Origin of the sequence: Pseudomonas sp. C8002, assembly GCF_013385765.1 — a bacterium.
Taxonomy (GTDB): domain Bacteria; phylum Pseudomonadota; class Gammaproteobacteria; order Pseudomonadales; family Pseudomonadaceae; genus Aquipseudomonas.
Window position 1 is genome coordinate 143,032 of sequence record NZ_JACAPJ010000011.1, and the last position, 26,387, is coordinate 169,418.

A 26,387-nucleotide genomic window follows, 5' to 3' on the forward strand; every position below is an offset into this window, starting at 1 on the left:
GCTTACTCGCCCGACGCGCTCGATGAATCGCCAGCGCTGCGTTTGCGCTTGCTGCCACTGCTGCGGCGACGTTTTTTCGGGCCATCGCCGGTGGCTTCGCCTTTGCTGCTGAGCTCTTTGATCATCTCGCGGCGCTGGCTGTCGTTGGCGTCCTGGTAGTCGGTCCACCATTCGCCCAGGCCGTCGGTCTGCTCGCCGGCGCTTTCGCGCAGCAGCAGGAAGTCATAGCCGGCACGGAAGCGCGGGTTGTCCAGCAGCAGGTCGGCGCGTTTGCCGCTGCGGCGTGGCAGGCGCTCCTGCATGTCCCAGATCTCGCGGATCGGCATGGTGAAGCGTTTCGGGATGGCGATGCGCTGGCATTGCTCGGCGATCAGCTCGTGAGCGGCTTCCTGCATGGCCGGAATTGCCGGCATGCCACGGTCTTGCAAGCGCATGACGCGTTTTGGAAGCGCTGGCCACAACAGGGCGGCAAACAGGAACGCCGGGGTTACCGGTTTGTTCTGCTTGATGCGCAGGTCGGTGTTGATCAAGGCTTCGCTGATCAGCGTGTGGGTGTAGGTCGGGTTGTACTCCAGTGCTTCGGCGCTGGCCGGGAACAGGGGGTCGAACAACTGCAGGTCTACCAGCATTTCGAAGGTGTCGGCAGCATAGCCGGAGAGGAACAGCTTGAGCACCTCTTCGAACAACCGGGCCGAGGGAATTTCCCGCAGCATCGGCGCCAGGTCGCGAATCGGCGCGGCCGTGTGCTTCTCGATGCCGAAGTTCAGCTTGGCGGCGAAACGCACGGCCCGCAGCATGCGCACCGGGTCTTCCTGGTAGCGTTGCGTCGGGTCGCCGATCAGGCGCAGCAGGTTGTTGCGGATGTCGTGTACGCCATTGGCGTAATCGAGAATGCGCTCGCTGACCGGGTCGTAATACAGGGCATTGATGGTGAAGTCGCGGCGTTGCGCGTCTTCTTCCAGGGTGCCGTAGACGTTGTCCCGCAGGATGCGCCCGCTTTCGTTGCGGGAAGACTGGTTAGTGTCTTCTTCTTCATCGTTTTGCGGATGGTTGGCGCGGAAGGTCGCGACCTCGATGATCTCGCGACCAAAGTGGATGTGCACCAACTTGAAGCGCCGGCCGATGATCCGCGCATTGCGGAATTCGGCACGCACTTGTTCCGGCGTGGCGCTGGTGGCGACGTCGAAATCCTTGGGAGTGATATTGAGCAACATGTCGCGCACGCAACCGCCAACCAGGTAGGCCTGGTAGCCGGCGTTCTGCAAACGTTCGACGATGTTCACCGCATAACGGCTGAACTGGGCGCGTTGCAGCGAATGCTGGCTGCTATTGAGCACTTCAGGCGTGCTGCGTTTGTGTTGCGTACGACGCAAGGGAGAACGGAATGACTGGAACAACTTCTTCAGCATGGGATGCACTGTTTGAAGGAATGTTCGGCCATAACGAAGAATGACCGCATGATGGGCCGGGATTCTAGCATTTAGTCAGGGGATGGTGTAGGAACTAGCTGCAAGGCTTGAGCCAGAAGCTTAAAAGAAGGGTGGCAAGTGCCAAATCGCAGAAACTACAAGGGGAGCCGAAGCTCCCCCAGAAGTAGTTGCGTGCTCTATTTTTATTATTGGTTTCGGGCTTCTTGTTTTTGTTGATCGCCCTCGCCATGAAGCTTCACCTTCATGACACTCCCAATCGGGAGCCAAGAGCAAACGGATTGCTTTGGTCGCTGTGTTGCTGATCTACGATCCAACCAGTTCAGGCTCTGCCTTAGGGCAGTTTTTGTTGTTCTCGGCCTGGTTGCGGGGCAAGCCCCAAATGCAACGCCTCTCCAAAAGAATCAGTTAGCTGCGCCTCCGCCGTGTTGTTTTTGTTATGCGTGAGTCGATTCGTCTTATTTTTATTGTCTTGTACATTTGCTTGTTATTGTTTTTGTACTAAGCATATAGCAGGGTGCGTGCCAACTTTTGCGAGGCCCAGCAAAATAAGGGGTTTGGGGCGTTTTCGGGTTTTTTGTAGGCGAAAAAAAGCCGGGGCTTCGTTACCGTAAGCCCCGGCTTTTGTTACGTGAAAAATCAGCGGTAACAGTTTTTTCACATCTGCGGGTGTTACCCGTGGGGGCAACCCACTCAGCTTTCGCTGGCAACCCCGGTCTTGCGCCGCGGGATACCCAAGCGCTGGCGCCGTTCCCACAGGCATTTACGGCTGACGCCCAGTTTGCGCGCCAGTTCGGTCTCGGTCATGTGGTCCTGGTGCTCCAGCACGAAATGCTGGAAGTAATCTTCCAGTGACAAATCTTCCGTCGGCTCGTGGCTGTTGTTACTGCCGCCACCTTGCTGCGGTGGCAAACCGATGAAGTCATCATCATCCAGGTCGCTGAGCTCGATATCGATCCCCAGCAGCTCGGCGGAAATTTCCGGGCTCTCCGACAGAATCACCGCACGCTCTACCGCGTTTTCCAGCTCCCGCACGTTACCCGGCCAGGAGTAGTGACGAATCGCCTGCTCGGCATCGGCAGCAAACTTCAGGTCGGTACGGTTGATGCGCGCACTCTGGCGCGCCAGGAAGGCCGTGGCGATTTCGTTGACGTCGGCGCCGCGCTCACGCAGGGCCGGCAGTTTGAGAGCGATCACGTGCAGGCGGTAATAAAGGTCTTCACGGAACTGGCCAATCTTGGCCAGGCTCTTCAGGTCACGGTGAGTGGCCGCAATCAGTCGCACGTCGACCTTCTGCGACTGTACCGAACCGACGCGGCGTATTTCGCCTTCCTGGAGTACCCGCAGCAAGCGTGCCTGGGCTTCCAGCGGCAGTTCGCCAATCTCGTCGAGGAACAGCGTGCCGCCGTCGGCGGCTTCAACCAAACCCGCACGGCCAGCACTGGCGCCGGTAAAGGCGCCTTTTTCATGGCCGAACAATTCGGATTCGATCAGGGATTCGGGGATCGCCGCGCAGTTCACCGAGATCATCGGTGCCTTGGCGCGCTTGGACAGGTTGTGCAGGGCACGGGCCACCAGTTCTTTACCGGTACCGGACTCGCCCTGGATCAGTACATTGGAGTCGGTTGGCGCCACTTTGCGGATCTTGCTGTACAGGTCCTGCATGGGTGGGCAGGAGCCGATGATGCCGATTTCGCCGTTACTGTTGTCAATACCGGGTTTTTCAGAACCATTGGCGGCCTTGCCCGCTGCCGGGCGTTCAGCCGGTGCGCTGCTGGCCGATTGACGGTCACGCAGGATGCGCGCTACGGCCTGGAGCATTTCGTCGTGGTCGAAGGGCTTGGCGATGTAGTCCACCGCGCCCATCTTCATGGAGTCCACGGCCGAGCGCAGGCTGGCGTAGCTGGTCATGATCAGCACCGGAGTGCCTTGGCCGAGCTTGATCAGCTCGGTGCCGGGGGCGCCTGGCAAACGCAGGTCACTGACGATCAGGTCGAACGTGGGAATGCTGAAACGCTCTTGGGCTTCCTGCACCGAGCCGGCTTCGCTGACCTGGTACTGATTACGTTCAAGCAGGCGACGCAAGGCAGAGCGGATAATGGTTTCGTCTTCGACGATCAAAATGTGCGGCATTGATTCAACTCTCTCGACGGTCTCAGTTCACAGCGGACGTCGCTTCGACATGACGCGGCAAGGTCACCCGAATACGGGTGCCGCGTTGGCTTTCGGTGTCAGCCGGGCTGTCGATGGTGATTTGTCCATAATGCTCTTCAACGATGGAATAGACCAGTGCAAGGCCCAGACCGGTACCTTCACCCGGATCCTTGGTGGTGAAGAAGGGTTCGAACAATCGATCCATGATGTTCTGTGGAATGCCGCTGCCTTCGTCCTCGACGATCAGATCGACCGTGTGCTCGAAAGCCTCGCTCTTGACCCGTACTGCGCTGCCGGCCGGCGATGCGTCGCGGGCGTTGGACAGCAGGTTGATCAGCACTTGGGCCAAGCGTTGTGAATCACCGTCGACCCAGTGTTCCGGGTCGCACAGGTTGAAGAACTGTACTTCGAAATTGCGCCGGTTCAAGGCCAGCAGCCCAATGGCATCCTGGGCCACTTCGGCCAGGCACACCGCTTCGTCGTGATTCTGATGGGCGCCCGCGTGGGCAAAGCTCATCAGCGACTGCACGATGCGCGAAACACGCTTGGTCTGCTCGAGAATCTGCCCGCTGATTTCGATGATTTCGCCGTCTTCTTCGCGCTCTTCCCGCAGGTTTTGCGCGAGGCAGGCGATACCGGTGATCGGATTGCCGATTTCATGGGCCACACCCGCGGCCAGGCGCCCGATGCTGGCCAGGCGCTCGGAGTGCACCAGCTTGTCTTCGAGCATCTGGGTTTCGGTCAGGTCTTCCACCAGCAGCACCAGGCCGCTGTTGCCGGGCGCCAGTGGCTCGTCGATGGCGGCCTTGTGCAGGTTGAGCCAGCGGGTCTGGCCATCCAGCGCCAGGTGCTGTTTGTGCAAGTGTTCGTCGGGCAGGTTGATGAAGCCCTGAAGCAATTCTTTCCACGGGTCGCCAATGGTGTTCAGGCGCGAGCCCACCACACGTTGGGCGGCGATGCCGGTAAGCTCTTCCATGGCCTTGTTCCACATCAGGATCTCTTGATCCTTGGCCAGGGAGCAGACGCCCATCGGCAGTTCCTGCAACGTCTGGCGGTGATAGCGGCGCAGGGCGTCGAGTTCGGCGGCAAGGCCGGTGAGGCGGGAGTGGTAATCCTCCAGCCGGCTCTCGATGAAGTGGATGTCTTCGGTCACGTAGTTTTCGCCGCCGGCCTTGTAGGGCAGGAAGGTCTCGACCATGTCCTGGGACACGCTCGGGCCCATCAGGCCGGAAAGGTTGGCTTCGATACGGTCCCGCAGGCGGCGCAGGGCATAAGGCCGGCGCTCGTCGAACGGCAGGTAGAGATCGCGCAGGGCCTGCTCGACCTCCTTTTGTGCGGCCTTGGCGCCCAGCGGCTTGGCCAATTGCGTCGCGAATTCCTGGGGTGAGGCGGCGTGCAGTTCGCGGCGTTGCGGGCGACGGACGTTGTCCACTGCGCAGGCTTCGGCGGCGCTGGTTTCTTCGGGGCTGGCGTTGGTGAACAGCGAGATCAGGGTGAACATCAGCACGTTGGCCGCCAGCGAGGCAATTGCCGCCATGTGCCAACTGGTGTCATCCAGCACGTAGATCATGTTCAGCAGCGGGATGTAGAAGCCCTGCAGGTTGCCCACCAGCGGCAGCAGCATGGTCACGGTCCATACCAGGATCCCGGCGAGCAAACCGGCGATAAAGCCTCGGCGGTTGGCGGTCGGCCAGTACAGCACCGACAGCACGCCCGGCAGGAACTGCAAGGTGGCGACGAAGGCGACAATCCCCAGGTTGGCCAGGTCCTGTTCTGCACCCAGCAACAGGTAGAAGCCATAGCCGGCCATGATGATCGCGACGATCAGGGCCCGGCGGGTCCATTTCAGCCAGCGGTAGATATTGCCTTCGGCCGGCGGCTGGTAGAGCGGCAGCACCAGGTGATTCAGCGCCATCCCCGACAGCGCCAGGGTACTGACGATGATCAGCCCGCTGGAGGCCGATAATCCGCCGACATAGGCCAGCAATGCGAGGGATTTGCTGTTGGCTGCAATGCCCACGCCCAGCGTGAAGTATTCGGGATTGGTGGTGGCGCCAAGTTTCAGGCCGGCCCACAGGATCAGCGGCACCGCCAGGCTCATCAACAGCAGGAACAGCGGCAAGCCCCAGCTGGCGCTGACCAGCGAGCGCGGGTTGAGGTTTTCGGTGAAGGTCATGTGGTACATGTGCGGCATCACAATCGCCGAAGCGAAGAACACCAAAAGCAGCGTGCGCCATGGGCCTTCCTGCAACGGCGTGTGCAGTGCGGCCAGGGCGGTCTGGTTTTGCAGCAGCCACAGTTCCAGCTGTTGCGGGCCGTCGAATACGCCATACAACGCGTACAGACCGACGCCGCCGATGGCGATCAGCTTGATCACCGATTCAAACGCGATCGCAAACACCAGTCCTTCATGTTTTTCACGGGTGGCGATATGCCGTGAGCCGAAGAAAATCGTGAACAGAGTGATCAGTGCGCAGAAGCTCAATGCCACGCGGTGTTGCACCGGTTCGCGGGTGAGGATGCTGATGGAGTCGGCCACGGCCTGGATCTGCAATGCCAGCAACGGCAGCACGCCGATCAGCATGAAAATCGTGGTCAGTGCACCGGCCCAGGTACTGCGAAAACGGAACGCAAACAGGTCGGCCAGGGACGACAACTGATAGGTGCGGGTGATTTTCAGGATCGGATACAACAGCACCGGCGCCAGCAAAAACGCGCCGGACACCCCGAGATAACTCGAAAGAAAGCCGTATCCATACTGATAGGCCAGGCCCACGGTGCCATAAAACGCCCAGGCACTCGCGTACACGCCCAACGACAAGGTGTAGGTCAACGGATGGCGAATGATCGCCCGCGGAATCATCCCGCGTTCACTGATCCAGGCTACCCCGAACAACGCGGCCAGGTAGGCGGCGCTGATCAGCAGCATCTCGGTCAGGCTAAAGCTCATCGGCATCTTTTTGGCTCTGCAGGATGAAAGTCACGACGATCAGAATCAGCCAAAGCAGATAGGGCCGGTACCAGGCGCCTGTGGCGTCGATCCACCAATCCATGATGGCGGGAGAAAACAGGTAGATCCCGACGACCAGCAGCAGGACCAATCGATAGATGTACATGTTGGCCTCTGATTGAAAAACTGCGGCGATGGTAACGGATGGCTCGCAAGCTGCAAGCGCCTTCAGCGCAATTGCGCTTCGGCCAGCGTGAGTGTGCGCGGGATCTGTGTGGCATCCCAGTGTTGAATGCCCCAATCCAGCAGTTCCCGTGGGCTGGCGTGGTGCAGTTCGTCGCCCGCCGGCTGGCCCAGGGCGCGCAGTGCTCTTAACAGCAAAGGCGTGGCCTGGTCAGTGGTCAAGGGCGGTGAGCGGTAGGATTTGCCCAGCTTGTTACCGTCCGGCTGGATGATCAGCGGCACATGCAGGTAACGCGGTTGGCGCAGGCCCAGCAATTCTTGCAGATACAGTTGGCGTGGCGTGGAGTCGAGCAGGTCGGCGCCACGCACGATGTCGGTCACACCTTGCCAGGCATCATCGAGGACTACCGCCAATTGGTAGGCATACAGGCCGTCGCGACGGCGGATGATGAAGTCGCCTACGTCGCGACCCAGATGCTGTCGGAATTCGCCTTGTACGCGGTCGGTAAAGTGGTACTCCAACTCCGGCACCCGCAGACGAATGGCAGCATCTTGCTGGTCATGCCCGGCATTGCGGCACAGGCCGGGATAAATCCCGTTGTAGGGTTCCAGTTGTTTGCGCGAACAGGTGCAGGCGTAGGCCAGGCCGTGATTGAACAGGCGGTTGAGCACTTCGGCGTAGGCATCGTGCCGCTCGCTTTGTCGGACCAGTTCTCCGTCCCATTCGAAGCCGTAGCGTTCAAGGGCATTGAGGATTGCGGCCTGGGCGCCGGGCTCTTCCCGTGGCGGGTCGAGGTCTTCCATGCGCATCAGCCAGCGGCCTTGGTTGGCACGGGCGTCGAGGTAGGAGGCGAGGGCGGCAACCAGGGAACCGAAGTGCAGGTGTCCGCTGGGCGTGGGGGCGAAACGCCCGATATAGGAGGAGGCTGTCATGGGCCGGATATTACTGGAAAACCAGCAAACGCCAGAAACAAAAATGGGGCGTTCGCACGCCCCATTTGTTCAGCCCGGCAATGATTACTTGCCGACCTGTTTTTCCTTGATTTCAGCCAAGGTCTTGCAGTCCACGCACAGGTCGGCGGTAGGACGCGCTTCCAGGCGGCGAATACCGATCTCGACGCCGCAGGACTCGCACCAGCCGTACTCTTCGTCTTCGATGAGTTGCAGGGTCTTGTCGATCTTCTTGATCAGCTTGCGCTCGCGATCACGGGCGCGCAGTTCAAGGGCGAACTCTTCTTCCTGGCTGGCACGGTCTGCCGGGTCCGGGAAGTTGGCCGCTTCGTCCTTCATATGGTCAACGGTACGGTCAACCTCTTGCATCAAGTCCTGTTTCCACTGCTTCAGGATCTTGGAGAAGTGTTCGCGCATGGGCTTGCCCATGTATTCCTCACCCTTCGCCTCGACGTAGGGTTGGAAGCCGCTGATGCTCTGTTGCTTTGCTTGGGTGGGCATGAATGGACCGCCTCTCACTCTTCTAATCCATTGCGCAGGATTGCAACATCACCGACACCTGCCGGCCCTGCGGCTGCAAGCGGGCGAACTTACCAGATAGATTCGGGGTGCGCCACTCCCGGTTGTCGAGGCACCGTCTCCTGAGGCTTGCAAACCGCCGCAGGCCCCAGCAGGGCGGGCTTGTACGGTCTCGAATGTTGATTTTAGCTGTTTTGCAGGTAGTTGCTTGCCGTGCTTGCTACATGTCTTGGGGCAATAGAGCAGGTTTTGCGCGGCGGGTTGGGTAGAATCGGGGTTTGTCCTCAGAGTTAAGGAAGGCTAATGGCTCAGCCCTACAGTGCGCGCAGCCGCGCTATCGAACCTTTCCATGTCATGGCGTTGCTGGCGCGGGCCAATGAATTGCAGGCCGCCGGTCACGACGTGATTCACCTGGAAATCGGCGAGCCGGACTTCACCACCGCCGAGCCCATCATCAAGGCCGGGCAGGCGGCGTTGGCCAATGGCAAGACCCGCTATACCGCGGCCCGCGGGCTACCGGAGTTGCGGCAAGCCATCAGCGGTTTCTACCAGCAGCGCTACGGGTTGAGCATCGATCCCGAGCGAATTCTGATTACACCCGGCGGCTCGGGAGCCTTGTTGCTGGCGAGCAGCCTGCTGGTGGATCCTGGCAAGCACTGGCTGCTGGCAGACCCAGGCTACCCCTGCAACCGCCACTTCCTGCGACTGGTGGAGGGCGCGGCCCAATTGGTCCCGGTGGGCCCCGAGGTGCGTTATCAACTGACCGCCGACCTTGTGGCGCGCCATTGGGATCAGGACAGCGTGGGCGCGTTGGTCGCTTCGCCTGCCAACCCTACCGGCACCATCCTGACGCGGGACGAGTTGGCGGGGTTGTCGAGCGCCATAAAGGCGCACAATGGGCATTTGGTGGTGGATGAGATCTACCACGGCCTGACCTACGGCACCGATGCCGCCAGCGTGCTGGAAGTCGACGATGAAGCCTTCGTTCTAAATAGTTTTTCGAAGTATTTCGGAATGACCGGCTGGCGCCTGGGCTGGCTGGTGGCGCCGCCTGCTGCGGTGGGTGAGCTGGAGAAACTGGCGCAGAATCTCTACATCAGCGCGCCGAGCATGGCCCAGCATGCGGCCCTGGCCTGCTTCACCCCGCAAACATTGAACATTCTTGAAGATCGCCGGGCCGAGTTTGGCCGGCGTCGCGACTTCCTGCTGCCAGCGTTGCGCGAGTTGGGTTTCGGTATTGCCGTGGAGCCGGAAGGCGCGTTCTACCTGTATGCCGATATCAGCGCATTCGGCGGCGATGCCTTCGCGTTCTGCCGGCACTTCCTCGAAACCGAGCACGTTGCGTTCACGCCGGGCCTGGATTTCGGCCGTTATCAAGCCGGTCACCATGTGCGTTTTGCCTACACGCAAAACCTTGATCGCCTACAGCAAGCCGTTGAACGGATTGCCCGCGGCCTGCGGAGTTGGCAAGGCTGATGCGCTTTAATCCTCCCCTTGAAGAAGGCCGGCTGATCCGCCGCTACAAGCGTTTTCTCGCCGATATCGAAACCGTTACCGGCGAGTTGTTGACCATTCACTGCCCGAACACCGGCTCGATGTTCAACTGCATGGTGGAAGGTGGCCAGGTCTGGTTCAGCCGCTCCAATGACCCCAAGCGCAAGCTGCCAGGCACCTGGGAAATCAGCGAAACCCCACAAGGGCGCCTGGCGTGTGTGAACACGGCGCGGGCCAATCAGTTGGTTGAAGAAGCGCTGCGCGCGGGGGTTATCACCGAGCTCAATGGCTTTACTGCCTTGAAACGCGAAGTCGCCTACGGCCAGGAAAACAGCCGGATCGATTTCCGCCTGGACTACCCGGCGGGCGCGGCGTATGTCGAAGTCAAAAGCGTCACCCTCGGGTTTGACGGGACCTCGACGGCGGCGTTTCCCGATGCCGTGACCCAGCGCGGTGCCAAGCATCTGCGTGAGCTGGCGCATCTGGCGCGTGAGGGTGTACGGGCAGTGCAGTTGTACTGCGTCAACCTCTCGGGGATCGATGCGGTGCGTCCTGCCGAAGAAATTGATGCCGGTTACGCGGCAGCGTTGCGTGAGGCCAAGGCGGCGGGCGTCGAGGTGCTGGCCTATGGCGTGCGAGTAACGTCAGAGGAAATCTGCGTCGATCGCCGGCTGGAAGTATTGCTCGGCGACTAGAGTTGTACCCACAGGCCTTGTTCGTCCTCGCGGCCGGGCAGGGCTGTCAGGCTCTGGCCGGCGCAAGGGCCGGCGACGCACTCACCGCTTTCGATCAGGAACAGCGCGCCATGGGTGGCGCACTGGATCAGGCTGGCGCTGGGGTCGAGAAACTGGTGCGGCTGCCATTCCAGCGGCACCCCGCGATGTGGGCAGCGGTTGATATAGAAGTAGGCAATGCCTTCGCGGCGCACGGCAAACAGCTTGCGGCCGTCGATATCGAAACCGAGGCTGGCGTTGGGTGCGAGTTCGCTGGAGGCGCAGAGAAACTTCATATCGATCCTTAAGTGCCGCCGTTTGCGGGCTGCAAGGCTATCCTGGTTTTTGCCGCAGAGCCCGGTGCTTGACGTGCAAATGCAAACAATTATCAAATGCCGGCTTCGCCCGTAAGCTGACTGGGCGCTCTGTACGATGTCCGGCAGCCTTGATCTGTCACATTGCGAGTGTTTCAGCGGGCTCACCCCTTGGAAGGAAACCCTTTTATGCGCCTGAGTGCCAGTGCTATCGCGCTCGTTGTCGGACTGCTGGTCAACGCTGGGGCCCAGGCCTCTGAACTGCCACAACGCTGGGTCAGCGCCGGTGGTGCGTTGTCGGAATGGGTGACGGCCCTGGGCGGTGAGTCAAAGCTGGTGGGCGTGGATACCACCAGCCAGCATCCGGAATCCCTCAAGGCGTTGCCGAGCATTGGTTACCAGCGTCAGTTGTCGGCGGAAGGCATTCTGAGCCTGCGCCCGCAAATCCTGGTGGGCACCGAGGAAATGGGGCCGCCACCGGTGTTGGCGCAAATCCGCAATGCCGGTGTGAAAGTGGAGCTGTTTTCAGCCGAGCCGGATCTGCCGACGCTGCAGGGCAACCTTCAGCATTTGGGCAAGCTGCTGGGTAACGAAGCGAAGGCTGCAGAACTGTTCAGTGACTATCAGCAACAACTTGACCACCAAAAGAACTGGGTGGCCAAGGCCCAGGCCACTCAAAAGGCGCCTGGAGTGCTGTTGCTGCTGGGACATGCCGGCGGCAAACCGCTGATTGCGGGCAAAGACACGGCGGCTGACTGGATGTTGCAGCAGGCCGGCGGCCACAACCTGGCGACCCACGATGGTTACAAGCCGTTTTCCGTAGAGTCGCTGGCGGGGCTCAATCCTGAGGTGCTGGTGTTTGCCGATCGCGCTTTGACCGGGGATGCGGCCCGCGCCGCGTTGTTCAAAGAAAACCCGATCCTGGCTTCGACGCCAGCGGCCAAGAATGGACGCGTCTATGAACTGGACCCGACGCTGCTGGTGGGTGGGCTTGGGCCACGCTTGCCGCAAAGCCTGGTGAAGCTGTCTGCCGGGTTCTATCCGTCTCAGGCTAATACCGCCCCATGACCACTCTGGTTAAACCGCGAACCCTGTTTATCGGCTTGAGTCTGCTGTGTGTACTGGCGATCTGGTTGTCATTGGCCCTGGGGCCGGTGAGTCTGCCGTTAATGGACACACTGCGGGCAGCCTTACGCTTGATGGGTGTGCCAATCGAGGCCCAAGGCCTGGAGCAGGCGGAGCTGATCCTCGGGCAGATTCGCCTGCCGCGTACGTTGCTGGGATTGGCCGTCGGTGGGGTTCTGGCACTTTCAGGCGTTGCAATGCAGGGGCTGTTTCGCAACCCCTTGGCTGATCCCGGGTTGGTCGGGGTTTCCAGCGGTGCAGCGTTGGGCGCGGCGATTGCGATTGTCGGTGGTTCGTTTTTTGGCGGTTTGCCGGATGCCCTCGGGCCTTATCTGCTGTCGTTGTGTGCCTTCCTCGGCGGTTTGGGGGTAACAGCGCTGGTCTATCGCCTGGGGCGGCGCAACGGCCAAACCAACGTCGCGACCATGTTGCTGGCGGGTATCGCCCTGACGGCGCTCGCCAGTTCTGCGGTGGGCCTGTTCACCTACCTGGCAGATGACGCTACCTTGCGCACCCTGACGTTCTGGAACTTGGGCAGCCTGAATGGCGCCAGCTACTCGCGCTTATGGCCGCTGCTGCTGGTCAGCGCCGGCGTAGCACTGTGGCTGCCGCGCCGGGCCAAGGCGCTGAATGCACTCCTGCTGGGTGAGTCGGAAGCGAGTCACTTGGGCATTGATGTTGAAGGCCTCAAGCGCGAACTGGTGTTCTGCACCGCGCTGGGCGTGGGCGCGGCCGTGGCGGCTGCGGGGATGATTGGCTTTGTCGGGCTGGTGGTGCCGCATCTGGTACGCCTGCTGGCGGGGCCGGATCATCGGGTGCTGCTGCCAGCCTCGGTGCTGGCGGGGGCGAGTTTGCTGTTGTTTGCCGATCTGGTGGCGCGCCTGGCCTTGGCGCCGGCGGAATTACCGATCGGCATTGTTACCGCGTTTATCGGTGCGCCGTTTTTCCTCTACCTGTTGTTACGAGGGCGCGCTTGATGCTGCGAGTAGAAGACCTGCAGATCCGCCGTGGGCGCAAAACTGTGCTGGCGGACATCACCCTGGACCTGCTGCCAGGAGAAGTGCTCGGCGTATTGGGCCCCAACGGCGCGGGAAAAAGTACATTGCTCGGTGCGTTATGCGGCGAGTTGCAGCCCGACCAAGGCCGTGTGTGGCTGGATCAGCGTGAGTTGAAGGGCTGGGGCGGAGCGCAGCGTGCCCAGCGGCTGGCGGTGTTGCCGCAGACCTCGACCCTGGACTTTGCCTTTCGCGTCGAAGAGGTGGTGGGCATGGGGCGCTTGCCTCATCAGACGGGCCGGGTGCGTGACGATGAGATCATCAATGCTGCCTTGCAGGCTGCCGACGTTAGCCATTTGAGCGGGCGCAGCTATCTGGCGTTGTCGGGCGGCGAGCGGCAGCGTGTGCACCTCGCACGGGTGCTGGCGCAGCTATGGCCGGGTGAAGCGGGGCAGACCTTGTTGCTGGATGAGCCGACGTCAATGCTTGACCCGCTGCACCAGCACACCACCTTGCAGGCGATCCGCCGCTTTGCCGACCGTGGCGCGGCGGTGCTGGTGATCCTTCACGACCTGAACCTGGCGGCGCGCTACTGTGATCGCATCCTGTTGCTGGAGGATGGCCGGCCCCATGCGTTGGACACACCGGCACAGGTGTTGCGGCCTGAGCCGCTGAAGGCGGTATTCGGGCTGGATGTGTTGGTGCAGCCGCATCCGGAGCGCGGCCATCCATTGATCATTGCCCGCTGAAAATCGCCGCAGTTTTTTATGGGCAAAAAAAGACCCGGCAAGAGCCGGGTCAAATAACCGTGATTAGCCTGATGAGGAGATAATCTGAGAGTCCGAACCAATGGTCTTTCAGTTATCGGCTGATCTCGCGACCAGTTGTGATAATCATAACGATTCTCATTTGAGAGTCAACATTTGTTTTTGCGGTCTCTTCGAATTTCCTCAAACTTCTGTTTGGAATCCCCGTAAACGCGGGTGCAAGTTGGCATCTCAATTCTTTTGGCGTGCCGTCAGAGCGTCCAGCTGACGATTTAAAGCTTCCTTGCGTTCAACGGGAATGTCATTCCAGTGCACATCCATCAGCGCGCCTTCAATGGCATACAACAACACTTTGGATGCCCTGAAACCGCGGGTGCGTACGGCACGGTACGCGTCGACTGCCCCCAGGCGGCGTAGGTCGGACGCACTGTGGATGCCCACCGCATGCAGCCATTGCGCCGACGTCTTGCCAAGGTTTTTCAGGTGTTGCAGCTCATCATTCATCAAGCCTCCTTGCGACGGCCGAATGGTTCGGTGGGTATCGTGACCAGGCAAGCCTGAAAGGAGTGTAGCGCTCAGTAGGAAAAGCGTAGTTCTTTGGTCGGCAACGACCTAAAAGCTTCTAAGGCAGGCGGGGGGGTTAGCGTAGGAAAGGGTGAAGCCCCCGGTACGCCTTGTGCGTAGCCGGGAGGCGATGCAGCGGTTTAGCGTGTGCGGTAGCGCAGGCGTGTGCCGAAATTGACGGACATCAGGATCTCGTCAGCGCTTAACTCAGGGGGGAAATAAGTGCCGGAGATCTGGGCATGCGCCAGGCTCGCGCCTTCCAGGGGGCAGTCGCGCAAATCCAGGCCGCGCAAGTCGGCGGAGCGGAAATAAGCGTCGGTGAAATCCACGCCCTCGGCATTCAGGTCGCGCAGGTCCAGGCCGCGAAAGTCGCCACCGCGCATATCGATGGTGCCGTCTTTCGGACGCTCCTGGTTGAAGCCGCGGATATCATCTTTATGCAGAAGCGCGTACAGCGGGGTATCAAGTAGCTTCGGCTGGCTCACAATGGCGACTCCCGTGTTGGAATTATGGCGCCATTATAGTGCCACTATTTCTCGGCCGTGAGCCCCGGAAGGCTGCACGACCAAGAAATATTTCTTACAGCCCCGGCAGACGCTGGCGAATATGTGCCACCAATGCGTCCAGGGTCCCGCTTTCATTGGTCTCCACGCGCTTGCTGAGCAGCAACTCCTCGGCGCTGAGCGGGTCACGGGTGGCCTGCTGTTCTTCGATGATGGCCAGGGTGGCGTCGGAGGGGTCGTTCTTGTCTGCCTGACGTTGTGCCAGCCAAGCGGCGATTACCGCCTGTGGCGCATTGCAGTCAAGGATCAGGAATGGCGCGCCGGTGGCCTCGGCGATCTTGGCCGCCGCGTCGCGTTGTTCTAGCTTGAGGAAGGTCGCGTCCAATACCACCGGGAAACCGGCGCGCAGTACGGTGTCGGCGATTTCGTTCAGGCGCGCGTAGGTGGCGGCGCTGGCGTCTGCGGCGTAGATCCCGGCCTGCGGCGTGTTCTCGACCTTCTGCTCGCCGAACAGGCGCTTGCGCTCTACGTCCGAACGCAGGCGAATCGCCCCCAATGCTTCTACGAGGCGCATGGATACATGGCTTTTGCCAACGGCCGATACCCCATGGGTGATGGCCAGGAAGCGCGACGGGATGGTGCTGTAGCTTTCTGCCAGGTTGGCGTAGTTGCGGTACTGGCGCAGGGTGGTAGCGCGCTGCACCGCGTCCGCCTCGGAAGGCATGCTGAACAGCGCGATCTTCGCGCGTACCAGAGCGCGGTAGGCTTTATAGAAGTTCAGTACTTCCAGGCCTTGATAGTCGCCGGTCAGCTCCAGGTATTGGCTGATGAAGCGTCGTGCCAGGCTCTTGAGGCCGCGGTCTTCCAGGTCCATCGCCAGGAAGCCGGTGTCGGCATACACGTCGGTGAAGCGGAACGGCTCGTTAAACTCGATGCAGTCGAAGATCACCACGTGGCCATCAATCATCGTGGCGTTGCCCAGGTGGATATCACCGTGGCATTCACGGGTGAAGCCATTGAGCTTGCGTTGTTCGAACAGTGGCTTGAGGCGCTCGAAACTGCTTTCGGCCCAGGCCTGCAAGGCGTCCAGTTGTGCCAGGTCGGCCATGTCGCTGAGGAACGGACGGATCTGCTCGAAGTTCTGCAGCACCGGTGCCATGACATCGTGCGGCGTGCCAGCAGAGTTAGTGGCCGGCACTATCGGGGCATTCAGGTGAAAATGCGCGATCTGCCTGGCCATTTCGTCGATGTGCGCGCTGGTCAGTTCGCCGTTGGCCTGCAGAGTGCTGAGCAGTTGGCTTTGCGGGAACTGGCGCATTTTCAGCATGTAGTCGACCACCGGACCGTCGCCGCCCAACTGCGGTGCCTCGGCGCTGCCGGTGATCGGCAACACTTCAAGATACAAATCATCGGTCAGGCGCTGGTTGAGGCGCAGCTCTTCATTGCAGAAGTGGCCGCGGGCTTGCAGGGTGGTGAAATCGAGGAAACCGAAATTCACCGGCTTCTTCATCTTGTAAGCATAGGGCCCAGTGAGCAGGACCCAGGAAATATGGGTCTCGATGACTTGGAACTGATCCACCGGATGGGGAAACAGGGCCGGGTTTTGCAGGGCAGCAATCAGGGACTGGCTCACGGGCGATCCTTCAGAGTCTGGGAAAATTCATGGCGGGCATTATGGCTCCTACAGGCGGTCGTGCAAACCGCTGTCCGGCTCATGTTGGTCATCAATAAAGTGCGTATAATCCGCCGCCATGACTCGTACCCGATCTCCCCGTTCCCGTAAAAAACCTCCTTCCCGCGGCCTGCGCCCTTGGCTGGGCTGGGCGCTTAAGCTCAGCCTGGTAGGGCTTGTCGTGATCGCCGGCTTCGCGGTTTACCTCGATGCCGTGGTCCAGGAGAAGTTCTCCGGCAAGCGCTGGACCATTCCGGCCAAGGTCTACGCGCGCCCGCTGGAACTGTTCAGCGGCCAGAAGCTGAGCAAGGATGACTTCCTCACCGAGCTCGATGCCCTGGGCTATCGCCGCGAACCCGTGAGCAATGGCCCCGGCGCCGCTGCCGTCAGCGGCAACACGGTTGACCTGAACACCCGCGGCTTCCAGTTCTATGAAGGCCTGGAAAAACCCCAGCCGGTGCGCGTGCGTTTCTCTGGCGACTACGTAGCCGAACTGTCCTCGCTCAACGGCTCGAAGTTGCCGGTGGTGCGCCTGGAACCCTTAATGATCGGTGGGATTTATCCGAAAAACCTGGAAGACCGCATCCTGATCAAGATCGATCAGGTGCCGCCTTACCTGCTGGATACCCTGATCGCCGTCGAAGACCGGGATTTCTACAGCCACTGGGGCGTATCACCGAAGTCCATCGCGCGCGCCCTCTGGGTCAACACCTCCGGCGGCAAGATGACCCAGGGCGGCAGTACGCTGACGCAGCAATTGGTCAAGAACTTCTACCTGACCAACGAGCGCAGCCTGACCCGCAAGCTGACCGAAGCCATGATGGCGATGCTGCTGGAGCTGCACTACAGCAAGCAGGAAATTCTTGAGGCGTACCTCAATGAAGTATTCGTTGGCCAGGACGGTCAGCGTGCCGTCCACGGTTTTGGTCTGGCCAGCCAGTTCTTCTTCGGCCAGCCGTTGTCCGAGCTGAAGTTGCACCAGGTGGCGCTGCTGGTGGGCATGGTCAAGGGGCCGTCCTACTACAACCCGCGTCGCAACCCGGAGCGGGCGCTGGAGCGCCGTAACCTGGTGCTGGATGTACTTGAGCAGCAAGGTGTCGCCACCCCTGAACAAGTGGCCGCCGCAAAGAAAATGCCACTGGGTGTAACCACCCGCGGCAAGCTCGCCGACAGCTCCTTCCCGGGCTTTATCGACCTGGTCAAACGCCAACTGCGTGAAGACTACCGCGACGAAGACTTGACCGAAGAAGGCCTGCGGATCTTCACCAGTTTCGACCCGATCCTGCAGATGAAGGCCGAAGCGTCGGTCAATGACACCTTCAAACGCCTGACAGGTCGTAAAGGCTCTGACGACGTCGAGGCTGCGATGGTGGTGACCAACCCGGAAACCGGCGAAGTCCAGGCCATGATCGGCAGTCGCCAGGCCAGCTTTGCCGGGTTCAACCGGGCGCTGGACGCGGTGCGGCCGATTGGCTCGCTGGTCAAGCCGGCGGTGTACCTGACCGCGCTGGAAAAACCGAGCAAGTACACGCTGACCAGTTGGCTGTCCGATGACCCGCTGTCGGTCAAAGGGGCTGATGGCCAGATGTGGACGCCGCATAACTTTGATCGTCGCTCCCACGGTACGATTTTCCTGTACCAGGGCTTGGCGCATTCCTACAACATCTCGACTTCCCGCCTCGGCCTTGAACTGGGCGTGCCGAACGTGCTCAAGACGCTCGGCCGGTTGGGCATCACTCGTGAGTTCCCGGCGTTCCCATCGATGCTGTTGGGTGCGGGTGCGATGAGCCCGATGGAAGTGGCGACCATGTACCAGACCCTGGCCAACGGTGGCTTCAATACGCCGATGCGTGGGATCCGGAGCGTGTTGACGGCCGAAGGCGAACCGCTCAAGCGCTATCCGTTCCAGATTCAGCAACGCTTTGACCCGGCCTCGATCTACCTGATCCAGAACGCCATGCAGCGCGTGATGCGCGAAGGTACCGGGCGCTCGGCCTACAACGTGCTGCCGGCCAACCTGACACTGGCTGGCAAGAGCGGTACCAGTAACGATTCGCGGGACAGCTGGTTCGCAGGGTTCAGCCAGGACCTGCTGGCAGTGGTTTGGCTGGGGCGTGATGACAACGGCAAGACGCCGTTTACCGGTGCCACCGGCGCGTTGCAGGTATGGACCAGTTTCATGAAAAAGGCCGATCCACTGCCGCTGAACATGCCGCAGCCGGACAATATCGTCCAGGCCTGGATCGATCCGCACACCGGCCAGGGTTCCGATGCCAACTGTCCGGGCGCGGTGCAGATGCCGTATATTCGCGGCAGCGAGCCACCACCCGGTGCAGCGTGCGGAGCCAGTGCGCCCGCCAGTGCTGAATCGGTGATGGATTGGGTCAAGGGCTGGATGAATTAAGCAAAGAGGGTTTCACGTGAACAAGTTGTTGATTCCAGCTATTACAGTTTTGGCATTGCTCGGTGGTTGCGCCAGCGTGGAGCGGGGCTCTATTCCGGTGGTGGACTCCAGTACAACGGTGTCCAACAACGACCGGATCTCGGCCAACGGCGGCTTCCGTCAAACCGTTACCAACCGTCCTGCCCAGGCCCGGCCCCAGGCGCAAGCCGTGCCTCAGGACTCTGGTGTAGTGGTGATGATCCCGGGTGGCGGCGCTGCCACCTCGGCTCCGATCAGTACTCAGCCGTGGACCCCAGGTCCAAGTACATCGGGCCCGATCGACGCCACGCCGATTCAAACGGCACCGATCAACCAGGGCACCTACAACATGCCGTCGACGCCGAGTGGAATTCCTTCCGCAAGCAGTGCCGGCGGCCTGTCAGCCGATGAGCAGTTGGATGGCCCGGTGCTGGCGTTGCTCACCACTGCCCAACAGCAGCAGTCGGGCGGCGATCTGAACGGCGCATCGTCGAGCCTTGAGCGCGCCCAGCGCGTGGCACCGCGTGAACCGCAAGTGCTATACCGCCTGGCTCAGGTTCGCATGGCCCAGGGCGATGCCCCACAAGCTGAACAATTTGCCCGCCGCGGCCTGACCCTGGCCAATGGCCGTCCAGACCTGCAGGCCAGCCTGTGGAGCTTGATCGGTGATGCCCGCGAGAAGCAAGGCGATGCTGCCGGCGCCGCCCAGGCTCGGCAAAAAGCCAAGGTAAGCCTCTGATGGATGCACGCTTTCCGGCGATTGCCGAACAGTTGTTGTTGATCGAGCGCGAACTGCGCTTGCAGGGCTGGTGGGACGAAGTGTCCCCCAGTGCTGAAGCCTTGAGCAGTGTTGAGCCGTTTTCCGTCGACACGCTGGACTTTCACCAGTGGCTGCAATGGATTTTCCTGACACGGATGAAGCAAATCCTCGAACAGGACCTGCCATTGCCCAATGCGTCGGGGATTCTGGAGATGGCCGAGATGGTTTACGCCGATCGGCCACTTGAGAGCCTTGGCCTGCGGACTGCGCTGAAAAAGTTCGATCAACTGATCGTCGACGCTCGTTAATTGCCTGGCTGCCGGTTTTTCCGGCAGTCTTGCGCATATTTCTACCGCTTTGCGCCATTCAGGCGAGTTTTATCCCTCCTCAAGCCCCTTTCTTCTACGTTCTCATGCGCTTAGTTGGAAAAAAGCGCAATTATTGCTTGACTTGGAGGGGCTGAAACAGAAGAATCCAAAGTCCGCTGTAGAGGGACTGCCAGAAGCAGACCCACTCAGCAGATCATGAGGCGCATACCCGCGCCGACCTGTTACACCCGCAACGCGTTACCTCGCGCTGGGTGGGAAAATCCCGCAACACTTGGGACGCTCCCAATACTTGCTCAGTCAGTGCTGACGTAGTCGGCGACCACCGTCGCTCATGCTCTGCTGAGAAGTAAACCTATTAAGACCCGTCGGTTTTTAACGGACGGTATTCTGGCGTTTTAGAGGTGAACAACGTGGAGCTTTTATCTGGCGGTGAGATGCTCGTCCGCTTTTTGCGTGACGAAGGCGTCGACTATATCTACGGGTACCCAGGTGGTGCTCTGCTGCATGTCTACGACGCACTGTTCAAGGAACCGGCTGTTACCCACATCCTGGTTCGCCACGAACAAGCTGCTACCCATATGGCTGACGGTTACGCCCGTGCCACCGGTAAAGCCGGTGTGGTACTGGTGACTTCCGGCCCTGGCGCGACCAATGCCATTACCGGCATCGCGACGGCCTATATGGACTCCATCCCGATGGTGATCATTTCTGGCCAGGTGGCGAGCACCATGGTCGGTACCGATGCATTCCAGGAAACCGACATGATCGGTATTTCCCGGCCGATCGTGAAACACAGCTTCATGATCAAGCATGCCTCGGAAATCCCGGAAGTCATGAAGAAGGCGTTCTACCTCGCACAGTCCGGTCGCCCGGGTCCTGTAGTGGTCGATATCCCGAAAGACATGACCAACCCGGCGGAAAAATTCGAATACATCTTCCCGAAGAAAGCCAAGCTGCGTTCCTACAGCCCGGCCGTTCGCGGGCACTCGGGGCAAATCCGCAAGGCGGCAGAAATGCTGTTGGCGGCCAAGCGTCCAGTGCTCTACTCGGGTGGTGGGGTGATTCTGGGCGGCGGTTCTGCACCGCTGACCGAACTGGCCAAGCTGCTCAACCTGCCAGTCACCAACACCTTGATGGGCCTTGGCGCGTTCCCGGGTTCGGACCGTCAGTTCGTCGGCATGCTCGGCATGCACGGCAGCTACACCGCCAACCTGGCCATGCACCATGCTGACGTGATCCTCGCCGTCGGTGCGCGGTTCGATGACCGGGTGATCAATGGCGCGAGCAAGTTCTGCCCGAATGCCAAGATCATCCACATCGATATCGACCCGGCATCCATCTCCAAGACCATCAAGGCCGACGTGCCTATCGTAGGTCCTGTGGAAAGCGTGCTGACCGAAATGGTCGCTGCGCTGAAGGAAATCGGCGAAGCCCCGAACAAGGATTCCGTTGCCAGCTGGTGGAAGCAGATCGACGAGTGGCGCGGTGATCGCGGCCTGTTCCCTTACGACAAGGGTGATGGCAGCGTCATCAAGCCACAGACCGTGATCGAAACCCTGTGCGAAGTGACCAAGGGCGATGCCTTTGTGACCTCCGATGTGGGCCAGCACCAGATGTTCGCGGCGCAGTACTACAAGTTCGACAAGCCTAACCGCTGGATCAACTCCGGTGGCCTGGGCACGATGGGCTTTGGTTTCCCTGCGGCCATGGGTGTGAAGCTGAGCTTCCCGGACACCGACGTTGCTTGCGTCACCGGCGAAGGCAGTATCCAGATGAACATCCAGGAACTGTCGACCTGCCTGCAATATGGCTTGCCGGTGAAGATCGTCTGCCTGAACAACGGTGTACTGGGCATGGTTCGCCAGTGGCAGGACATGAGCTACGGCAGCCGTCACTCCCATTCCTACATGGAGTCTCTGCCTGACTTCGTCAAATTGGTTGAAGCCTATGGCCATGTCGGCATGCGCATCACCGATCTGAAGGATTTGAAGCCGATGATGGAAGAGGCGTTCGCCATGAAGGACCGCCTGGTGTTCCTCGATATTCAGGTCGACACCAGCGAGCACGTCTACCCGATGCAGATCAAAGACGGCTCCATGCGCGATATGTGGCTGAACAAGACGGAGCGTACCTAATCATGCGGCACATTATCTCCCTGCTTCTGGAGAACGAACCGGGCGCTCTGTCACGTGTGGTCGGACTGTTTTCGCAACGCAACTACAACATCGAAAGCCTGACGGTGGCGCCGACCGAAGACCCGACCTTGTCGCGTCTGACGTTGACCACCGTTGGCCATGATGAGGTGATCGAGCAGATCACCAAGAACCTCAACAAGCTGATCGAAGTGGTCAAGCTGGTCGACTTGTCGGAAAGTGCCCACATCGAGCGTGAGCTGATGCTGGTCAAGGTCAAGGCTACGGGTGCACAACGGGCCGAGATCAAGCGCACTACCGACATTTATCGCGGGCAGATCGTCGATGTGAGCGCCAGCGTTTATACCGTTCAACTGACCGGTACAAGCGACAAGCTGGACAGCTTCATCCAGTCGATCGGGACGGCCTCGATTCTGGAAACTGTACGCAGTGGCGTCACCGGGATTGCTCGTGGCGACAAAGTACTCAGCATCTAACTCAAATTTAGCGAATGGCCTTAAACGGCCTGGATATATAGAGGAACCTCATGAAAGTTTATTACGATAAAGATTGTGACCTGTCGATCATCCAGGGCAAAAAAGTCGCCATCATCGGCTACGGTTCCCAGGGCCACGCCCAAGCGTGCAACCTGAAAGATTCCGGCGTTGACGTGACCGTTGGCCTGCGCAAAGGCTCGGCCACTGTTGCCAAGGCTGAAGCCCACGGCCTGAAAGTGACTGACGTTGCTTCTGCTGTTGCTGCTGCCGACCTGGTCATGATCCTGACCCCGGACGAGTTCCAGTCCGCGCTGTACAAGAACGAGATCGAGCCGAACATCAAGAAGGGCGCCACCCTGGCCTTCTCCCACGGCTTCGCGATCCACTACAACCAGGTTGTGCCGCGCGCCGACCTCGACGTGATCATGATCGCGCCGAAAGCACCGGGCCACACCGTGCGCTCCGAGTTCGTCAAAGGCGGCGGTATCCCTGACCTGATCGCGATCTACCAGGACGCCTCGGGCAACGCCAAGAACGTCGCACTGTCCTACGCTGCTGGCGTGGGTGGCGGTCGTACCGGCATCATCGAAACCACCTTCAAGGACGAGACTGAAACCGACCTGTTCGGCGAACAAGCCGTTCTGTGCGGCGGTACCGTTGAGCTGGTCAAAGCCGGTTTCGAAACCCTGGTTGAAGCTGGCTACGCGCCAGAAATGGCCTACTTCGAATGCCTGCACGAACTGAAGCTGATCGTTGACCTCATGTACGAAGGCGGTATCGCCAACATGAACTACTCGATCTCCAACAACGCCGAATACGGCGAGTACGTGACTGGCCCGGAAGTGATCAACGCCGAGTCCCGTCAGGCCATGCGCAACGCCCTGAAACGTATTCAGGACGGCGAATACGCCAAAATGTTCATCAGCGAAGGTGCAACCGGCTACCCTTCGATGACCGCCAAGCGTCGTAACAACGCCGCTCACGGTATCGAGATCATCGGCGAGCAACTGCGCTCCATGATGCCGTGGATCGGTGCCAACAAGATCGTCGACAAAGCCAAAAACTAAGTCGTACGGATCAAGGGAAAACGCGGCTTAGGCCGCGTTTTTTCGTTTGCGGGGCAGGTTCTGGTATAAAGCTGCATCGTTTGCGGGCGAACACTCGCCGCAAGTTTCTGTCGAAATTTTTCACACCGTTGCAAGGTAAAGTCCATGAGCGAACGTCCCGAAGAGCCAAACCAGGCCTCTGACGCCGAAAGCCTGCTACCGATCGATGAACATGTCGAAGAAGGGCACGATGCTGAAGGCCGTAAAGTCCGGCATCGTGGCATCTATCTTCTGCCCAATCTGTTCACCACTGCGAACCTGTTCGCGGGGTTCTACTCCATCATCAATTCCATGAGTGCCCAGAGTGCGTTGGCGGCCGGCGATGCGGCCGGGGCCAGCAAGTACTTTGGTTTTGCCGCGATAGCGATCTTCGTCGCCATGGTCCTTGATGGCCTGGATGGCCGGGTTGCGCGGATGACCAACACCCAGAGTGCCTTTGGCGCCGAGTATGACTCGCTGTCGGACATGGTTGCCTTCGGTGTGGCGCCGGCGTTGCTCGCATTTGCCTGGGCGCTGGGTGATATGGGCAAGGTTGGCTGGATGGTTGCCTTCATCTATGTGGCGGGCGCGGCATTGCGTCTGGCGCGCTTTAATACCCAGGTGGGGACTGCCGACAAGCGCTACTTCATTGGCCTGGCCAGTCCGGCTGCGGCGGGTGTGGTAGCCGGTATTGTCTGGGCATTCAGCGACTACGGTATCCAGGGTTCCAAGATGTCGTTCCTGGTGGCCTTGATGGTTGCGGCGGCCGGCATGCTGATGGTCAGCAATATCAAGTACAACAGCTTCAAGGAGCTGGATCTCAAAGGGCGTGTGCCGTTTGTGGCTATCCTTGCAGTGGTGCTGGTGTTTGCCGTGGTCTTCAGTGATCCGCCGCGAATCCTGCTGCTGGCTTTCCTTGTGTATGCCGCGTCCGGCCCGGTGCAGTACCTTCTGCATCTTCGTCAGCGCAAAACGTTGCCTTAATGTAATTTCCCCCATACTCCGCAGTCTATTGGTGCATCTGTCCTCCAAAGCTGCGGAGTTGCCATGTTAATCAAGTTTCCCAAAGCGTCTGATTGCCAAGAATCGGATGTCACGCCTGAATCCCTCTATTTCTCTCGCCGCAGCTTGCTCGGTGGTGCGCTTGCCGGCCTGGCTGCCAGCAGCCTGCCGCGTTGGGCCAGTGCGGATGATGCGGCACGTTATGCCGATGTCGAGCCGGGCAATGCACCTGGCTGGTTTGCCGAAAAGCTCCCGGGTACCAAATGGCAGGCGATTACCGTCAAGGACGAGGCCATCACCCCTTTCAAGGACGCAACCCACTACAACAACTTCTATGAGTTCGGTACGGATAAGGGCGACCCTGCAGCCAATGCCGGGTCTCTGAAGACTGAGCCGTGGAGTGTGGTGATAGATGGTGAGGTCGCCAAACCTGGGCGCTATGCGCTTGAAGACTTCATGAAGCCCTATCAGTTGGAAGAGCGAATCTATCGACTGCGCTGTGTAGAGGCCTGGTCGATGGTCATTCCGTGGATAGGGTTCCCTATATCGGAACTGCTCAAGCACGTCGAGCCGACCTCGAACGCCAAGTACATTCGTTTTGAAACCCTGCAGGACCCCAAGAGCATGCCGGGGCAGCGGTCCAACTTCGCCTTGATCGACTGGCCTTATGTAGAAGGGCTGCGATTGGATGAGGCGATGAATCCCCTGGCGATCCTTGCGGTGGGCATGTATGGGCGGGAGCTGCCGAACCAGAACGGCGCGCCGTTGCGGTTGGTGGTGCCGTGGAAGTACGGATTCAAGAGCGTCAAGTCGATCGTACGCATCAGCCTGGTCAGCGAGCAGCCGAAAACCACCTGGCAAAGTATTGCCGCGAGTGAGTATGGGTTTTACGCAAATGTGAATCCTACCGTCGACCATCCGCGTTGGACCCAGGCGCGGGAGCGGCGGTTGCCCAGCGGGCTGTTCAGTCCCAATGTGCGTGAGACACAAATGTTCAACGGCTACGCCGATGAAGTCGCTTCTCTTTATACGGGCCTCGATCTGCGGAAGAACTATTGATGCGCTATCCGATCTGGCGCATCGGCGTCTTTATAGCAGCGGCGGTGTGGCCGCTGTTCTGGCTGTACGAGGCCTGGAGCTTTGCGCTGGGACCTGACCCGGGCAAGGTGCTGATGGATCGGCTCGGGCTTGGCACCTTGATTCTGTTGTTAATAACCCTGGGTATGACACCGTTGCAGAAGCTCAGTGGTTGGGCGGGGTGGATCGCCGTGCGACGGCAACTGGGATTGTGGTGCTTTGCCTATGTGGTTTTGCATCTCGCTGCTTACTGCGTGTTTATCCTTGGGTTGGATTGGTCGCAGTTGGGGGTTGAGCTACGGAAGCGGCCTTACATTATTGTGGGTACCTTGGGATTCCTTTCTCTATTGGTGCTGGCAGTCACCTCCAACCGATACAGCCAGCGTCGCCTTGGTGTGCGCTGGAAGAAACTGCATCGTTTGGTTTACGTGATTCTCGGGCTTGGTTTGCTGCATATGCTGTGGATCGTGCGGGCAGATCTCAAGGAGTGGGCTATCTATGCATCTATAGGGGCGCTGCTTCTGGTCCTGCGTATACCGCCGGTGATGCGCCGAATTCCCCGTCTTATTGCTAAAAAACCATCTTCTGCAACAAAAGCGTAATTAACCCTTGACGGCAGATTCTGGAAGTCTATAATTCGCCCCACTTCCGGCGCAGTCGAAACGGAAAACTCCTTGGTAAACAAAGAGTTATGTAGGTTTCGACAGCGAGTTGCTTCAGATCATCGAAGCCCAGAAGGAGTTAGTAAGGCA

At 59.8% G+C, this 26,387-nt stretch carries 24 protein-coding genes; 14 read left to right on the plus strand and 10 right to left on the minus strand.

Annotation, left to right across the window (positions count from 1 at the left end; translation table 11 throughout):
* Positions 1–2: 2 nt before the first annotated feature.
* From HX814_RS17585 to dksA, 6 genes are all read right to left on the minus strand, one after another.
* Positions 3–1,409 carry a polynucleotide adenylyltransferase PcnB gene (locus HX814_RS17585; RefSeq protein WP_003212161.1) on the minus strand — a complete coding sequence of 469 codons (1,407 nt, stop codon included), beginning with the start codon at positions 1,407–1,409 and terminating at the stop codon, positions 3–5.
* Positions 1,410–2,120: 711 nt separating this feature from the next.
* The gene (locus tag HX814_RS17590) at positions 2,121–3,560 is read right to left on the minus strand and encodes a sigma-54 dependent transcriptional regulator (protein WP_003212159.1); all 1,440 of its coding nucleotides are present in this window, start codon (positions 3,558–3,560) and stop codon (positions 2,121–2,123) included.
* A 22-nt stretch (positions 3,561–3,582) separates the two neighbouring features.
* Positions 3,583–6,537, minus strand: coding sequence for a sensor histidine kinase (locus HX814_RS17595; protein ID WP_023659379.1), 2,955 nt, complete (start codon positions 6,535–6,537; stop codon positions 3,583–3,585).
* The gene (locus tag HX814_RS17600; RefSeq protein ID WP_003176118.1) at positions 6,521–6,697 is read right to left on the minus strand and encodes a hypothetical protein; all 177 of its coding nucleotides are present in this window, start codon (positions 6,695–6,697) and stop codon (positions 6,521–6,523) included. Before HX814_RS17600 ends, HX814_RS17595 begins: the two co-directional genes overlap by 17 nt.
* A 62-nt stretch (positions 6,698–6,759) precedes the next feature.
* Complete coding sequence (gluQRS, locus tag HX814_RS17605) at positions 6,760–7,647, minus strand: tRNA glutamyl-Q(34) synthetase GluQRS (protein ID WP_003212155.1); 888 nt, start codon at positions 7,645–7,647, stop codon at positions 6,760–6,762.
* Between the two features lie 84 nt (positions 7,648–7,731).
* A complete protein-coding gene (dksA, locus tag HX814_RS17610) occupies positions 7,732–8,166 on the minus strand; it encodes an RNA polymerase-binding protein DksA (RefSeq protein ID WP_003212154.1) in 435 nt (144 codons plus the stop codon).
* Positions 8,167–8,487: 321 nt separating this feature from the next.
* Here dksA and HX814_RS17615 point away from each other — a divergent pair, with 321 nt between their 5' ends.
* Together HX814_RS17615 and sfsA are read left to right on the plus strand one after the other, a co-directional pair.
* Positions 8,488–9,660 carry a pyridoxal phosphate-dependent aminotransferase gene (locus HX814_RS17615; protein ID WP_177009212.1) on the plus strand — a complete coding sequence of 391 codons (1,173 nt, stop codon included), beginning with the start codon at positions 8,488–8,490 and terminating at the stop codon, positions 9,658–9,660.
* Positions 9,660–10,373, plus strand: a complete 714-nt coding sequence (sfsA, locus tag HX814_RS17620; protein WP_003212151.1) for a DNA/RNA nuclease SfsA — start codon at positions 9,660–9,662, stop codon at positions 10,371–10,373. The genes HX814_RS17615 and sfsA overlap by 1 nt, the downstream gene beginning before the upstream one ends.
* Here sfsA and HX814_RS17625 read toward each other — a convergent pair.
* Positions 10,370–10,687, minus strand: coding sequence for a Rieske (2Fe-2S) protein (locus HX814_RS17625; protein WP_003212149.1), 318 nt, complete (start codon positions 10,685–10,687; stop codon positions 10,370–10,372). The genes sfsA and HX814_RS17625 overlap by 4 nt on opposite strands.
* 207 nt (positions 10,688–10,894) lie before the next feature.
* Between HX814_RS17625 and HX814_RS17630 the strand changes: the two genes are divergently transcribed.
* From HX814_RS17630 to HX814_RS17640, 3 genes are read left to right on the plus strand one after another with little or no spacing between them, the layout of a single operon-like run.
* A complete protein-coding gene (locus HX814_RS17630) occupies positions 10,895–11,773 on the plus strand; it encodes a hemin ABC transporter substrate-binding protein (RefSeq protein ID WP_008436882.1) in 879 nt (292 codons plus the stop codon).
* On the plus strand, positions 11,770–12,807 hold the full coding sequence (locus HX814_RS17635) for an iron ABC transporter permease (protein ID WP_003212144.1): 1,038 nt from the start codon (positions 11,770–11,772) through the stop codon (positions 12,805–12,807). Before HX814_RS17630 ends, HX814_RS17635 begins: the two co-directional genes overlap by 4 nt.
* Positions 12,807–13,574, plus strand: coding sequence for a heme ABC transporter ATP-binding protein (locus HX814_RS17640; protein WP_177009211.1), 768 nt, complete (start codon positions 12,807–12,809; stop codon positions 13,572–13,574). The genes HX814_RS17635 and HX814_RS17640 overlap by 1 nt, the downstream gene beginning before the upstream one ends.
* A 249-nt stretch (positions 13,575–13,823) precedes the next feature.
* On the opposite strand, the gene HX814_RS17645 is transcribed toward HX814_RS17640, so the two are convergent.
* The 3 genes from HX814_RS17645 to HX814_RS17655 all read right to left on the minus strand — a co-directional run bounded on the left by HX814_RS17645 (position 13,824) and on the right by HX814_RS17655 (position 16,292).
* Positions 13,824–14,096 (minus strand): TfoX/Sxy family protein, encoded by a 273-nt coding sequence (locus HX814_RS17645; protein WP_003212140.1) that lies wholly within the window; start codon positions 14,094–14,096, stop codon positions 13,824–13,826.
* A 200-nt stretch (positions 14,097–14,296) separates the two neighbouring features.
* On the minus strand, positions 14,297–14,641 hold the full coding sequence (locus HX814_RS17650; RefSeq protein WP_008436884.1) for a pentapeptide repeat-containing protein: 345 nt from the start codon (positions 14,639–14,641) through the stop codon (positions 14,297–14,299).
* Positions 14,642–14,735: 94 nt separating this feature from the next.
* Positions 14,736–16,292: a bifunctional aminoglycoside phosphotransferase/ATP-binding protein gene (locus HX814_RS17655; RefSeq protein ID WP_177015424.1), complete on the minus strand. Its 1,557-nt coding sequence runs from the start codon at positions 16,290–16,292 to the stop codon at positions 14,736–14,738.
* Positions 16,293–16,410: 118 nt separating this feature from the next.
* On the opposite strand from HX814_RS17655, the gene mrcB reads away from it, so the two are divergent.
* The 9 genes from mrcB to msrQ all read left to right on the plus strand — a co-directional run bounded on the left by mrcB (position 16,411) and on the right by msrQ (position 26,237).
* Positions 16,411–18,735, plus strand: a complete 2,325-nt coding sequence (gene mrcB, locus HX814_RS17660; protein ID WP_003212132.1) for a penicillin-binding protein 1B — start codon at positions 16,411–16,413, stop codon at positions 18,733–18,735.
* Between the two features lie 16 nt (positions 18,736–18,751).
* Positions 18,752–19,492 (plus strand): M48 family metallopeptidase, encoded by a 741-nt coding sequence (locus tag HX814_RS17665; RefSeq protein ID WP_008436887.1) that lies wholly within the window; start codon positions 18,752–18,754, stop codon positions 19,490–19,492.
* Positions 19,492–19,821 carry a YqcC family protein gene (locus HX814_RS17670; RefSeq protein ID WP_003212129.1) on the plus strand — a complete coding sequence of 110 codons (330 nt, stop codon included), beginning with the start codon at positions 19,492–19,494 and terminating at the stop codon, positions 19,819–19,821. The genes HX814_RS17665 and HX814_RS17670 overlap by 1 nt, the downstream gene beginning before the upstream one ends.
* A 431-nt stretch (positions 19,822–20,252) precedes the next feature.
* Entirely contained in the window at positions 20,253–21,977 is a 1,725-nt protein-coding gene (locus tag HX814_RS17675; RefSeq protein ID WP_008436892.1) for an acetolactate synthase 3 large subunit, read from the plus strand.
* Positions 21,978–21,979: 2 nt separating this feature from the next.
* Positions 21,980–22,471 (plus strand): acetolactate synthase small subunit, encoded by a 492-nt coding sequence (gene ilvN / locus HX814_RS17680; RefSeq protein WP_003176102.1) that lies wholly within the window; start codon positions 21,980–21,982, stop codon positions 22,469–22,471.
* 50 nt (positions 22,472–22,521) lie between these two features.
* Complete coding sequence (ilvC, locus tag HX814_RS17685; RefSeq protein ID WP_003212125.1) at positions 22,522–23,538, plus strand: ketol-acid reductoisomerase; 1,017 nt, start codon at positions 22,522–22,524, stop codon at positions 23,536–23,538.
* A 144-nt stretch (positions 23,539–23,682) separates the two neighbouring features.
* Positions 23,683–24,540: a CDP-diacylglycerol--serine O-phosphatidyltransferase gene (gene pssA / locus HX814_RS17690; protein ID WP_003212123.1), complete on the plus strand. Its 858-nt coding sequence runs from the start codon at positions 23,683–23,685 to the stop codon at positions 24,538–24,540.
* 63 nt (positions 24,541–24,603) lie between these two features.
* A complete protein-coding gene (gene msrP / locus HX814_RS17695; protein ID WP_003212121.1) occupies positions 24,604–25,617 on the plus strand; it encodes a protein-methionine-sulfoxide reductase catalytic subunit MsrP in 1,014 nt (337 codons plus the stop codon).
* Positions 25,617–26,237 carry a protein-methionine-sulfoxide reductase heme-binding subunit MsrQ gene (gene msrQ, locus HX814_RS17700; RefSeq protein ID WP_102368092.1) on the plus strand — a complete coding sequence of 207 codons (621 nt, stop codon included), beginning with the start codon at positions 25,617–25,619 and terminating at the stop codon, positions 26,235–26,237. Before msrP ends, msrQ begins: the two co-directional genes overlap by 1 nt.
* Positions 26,238–26,387 lie beyond the last annotated feature (150 nt).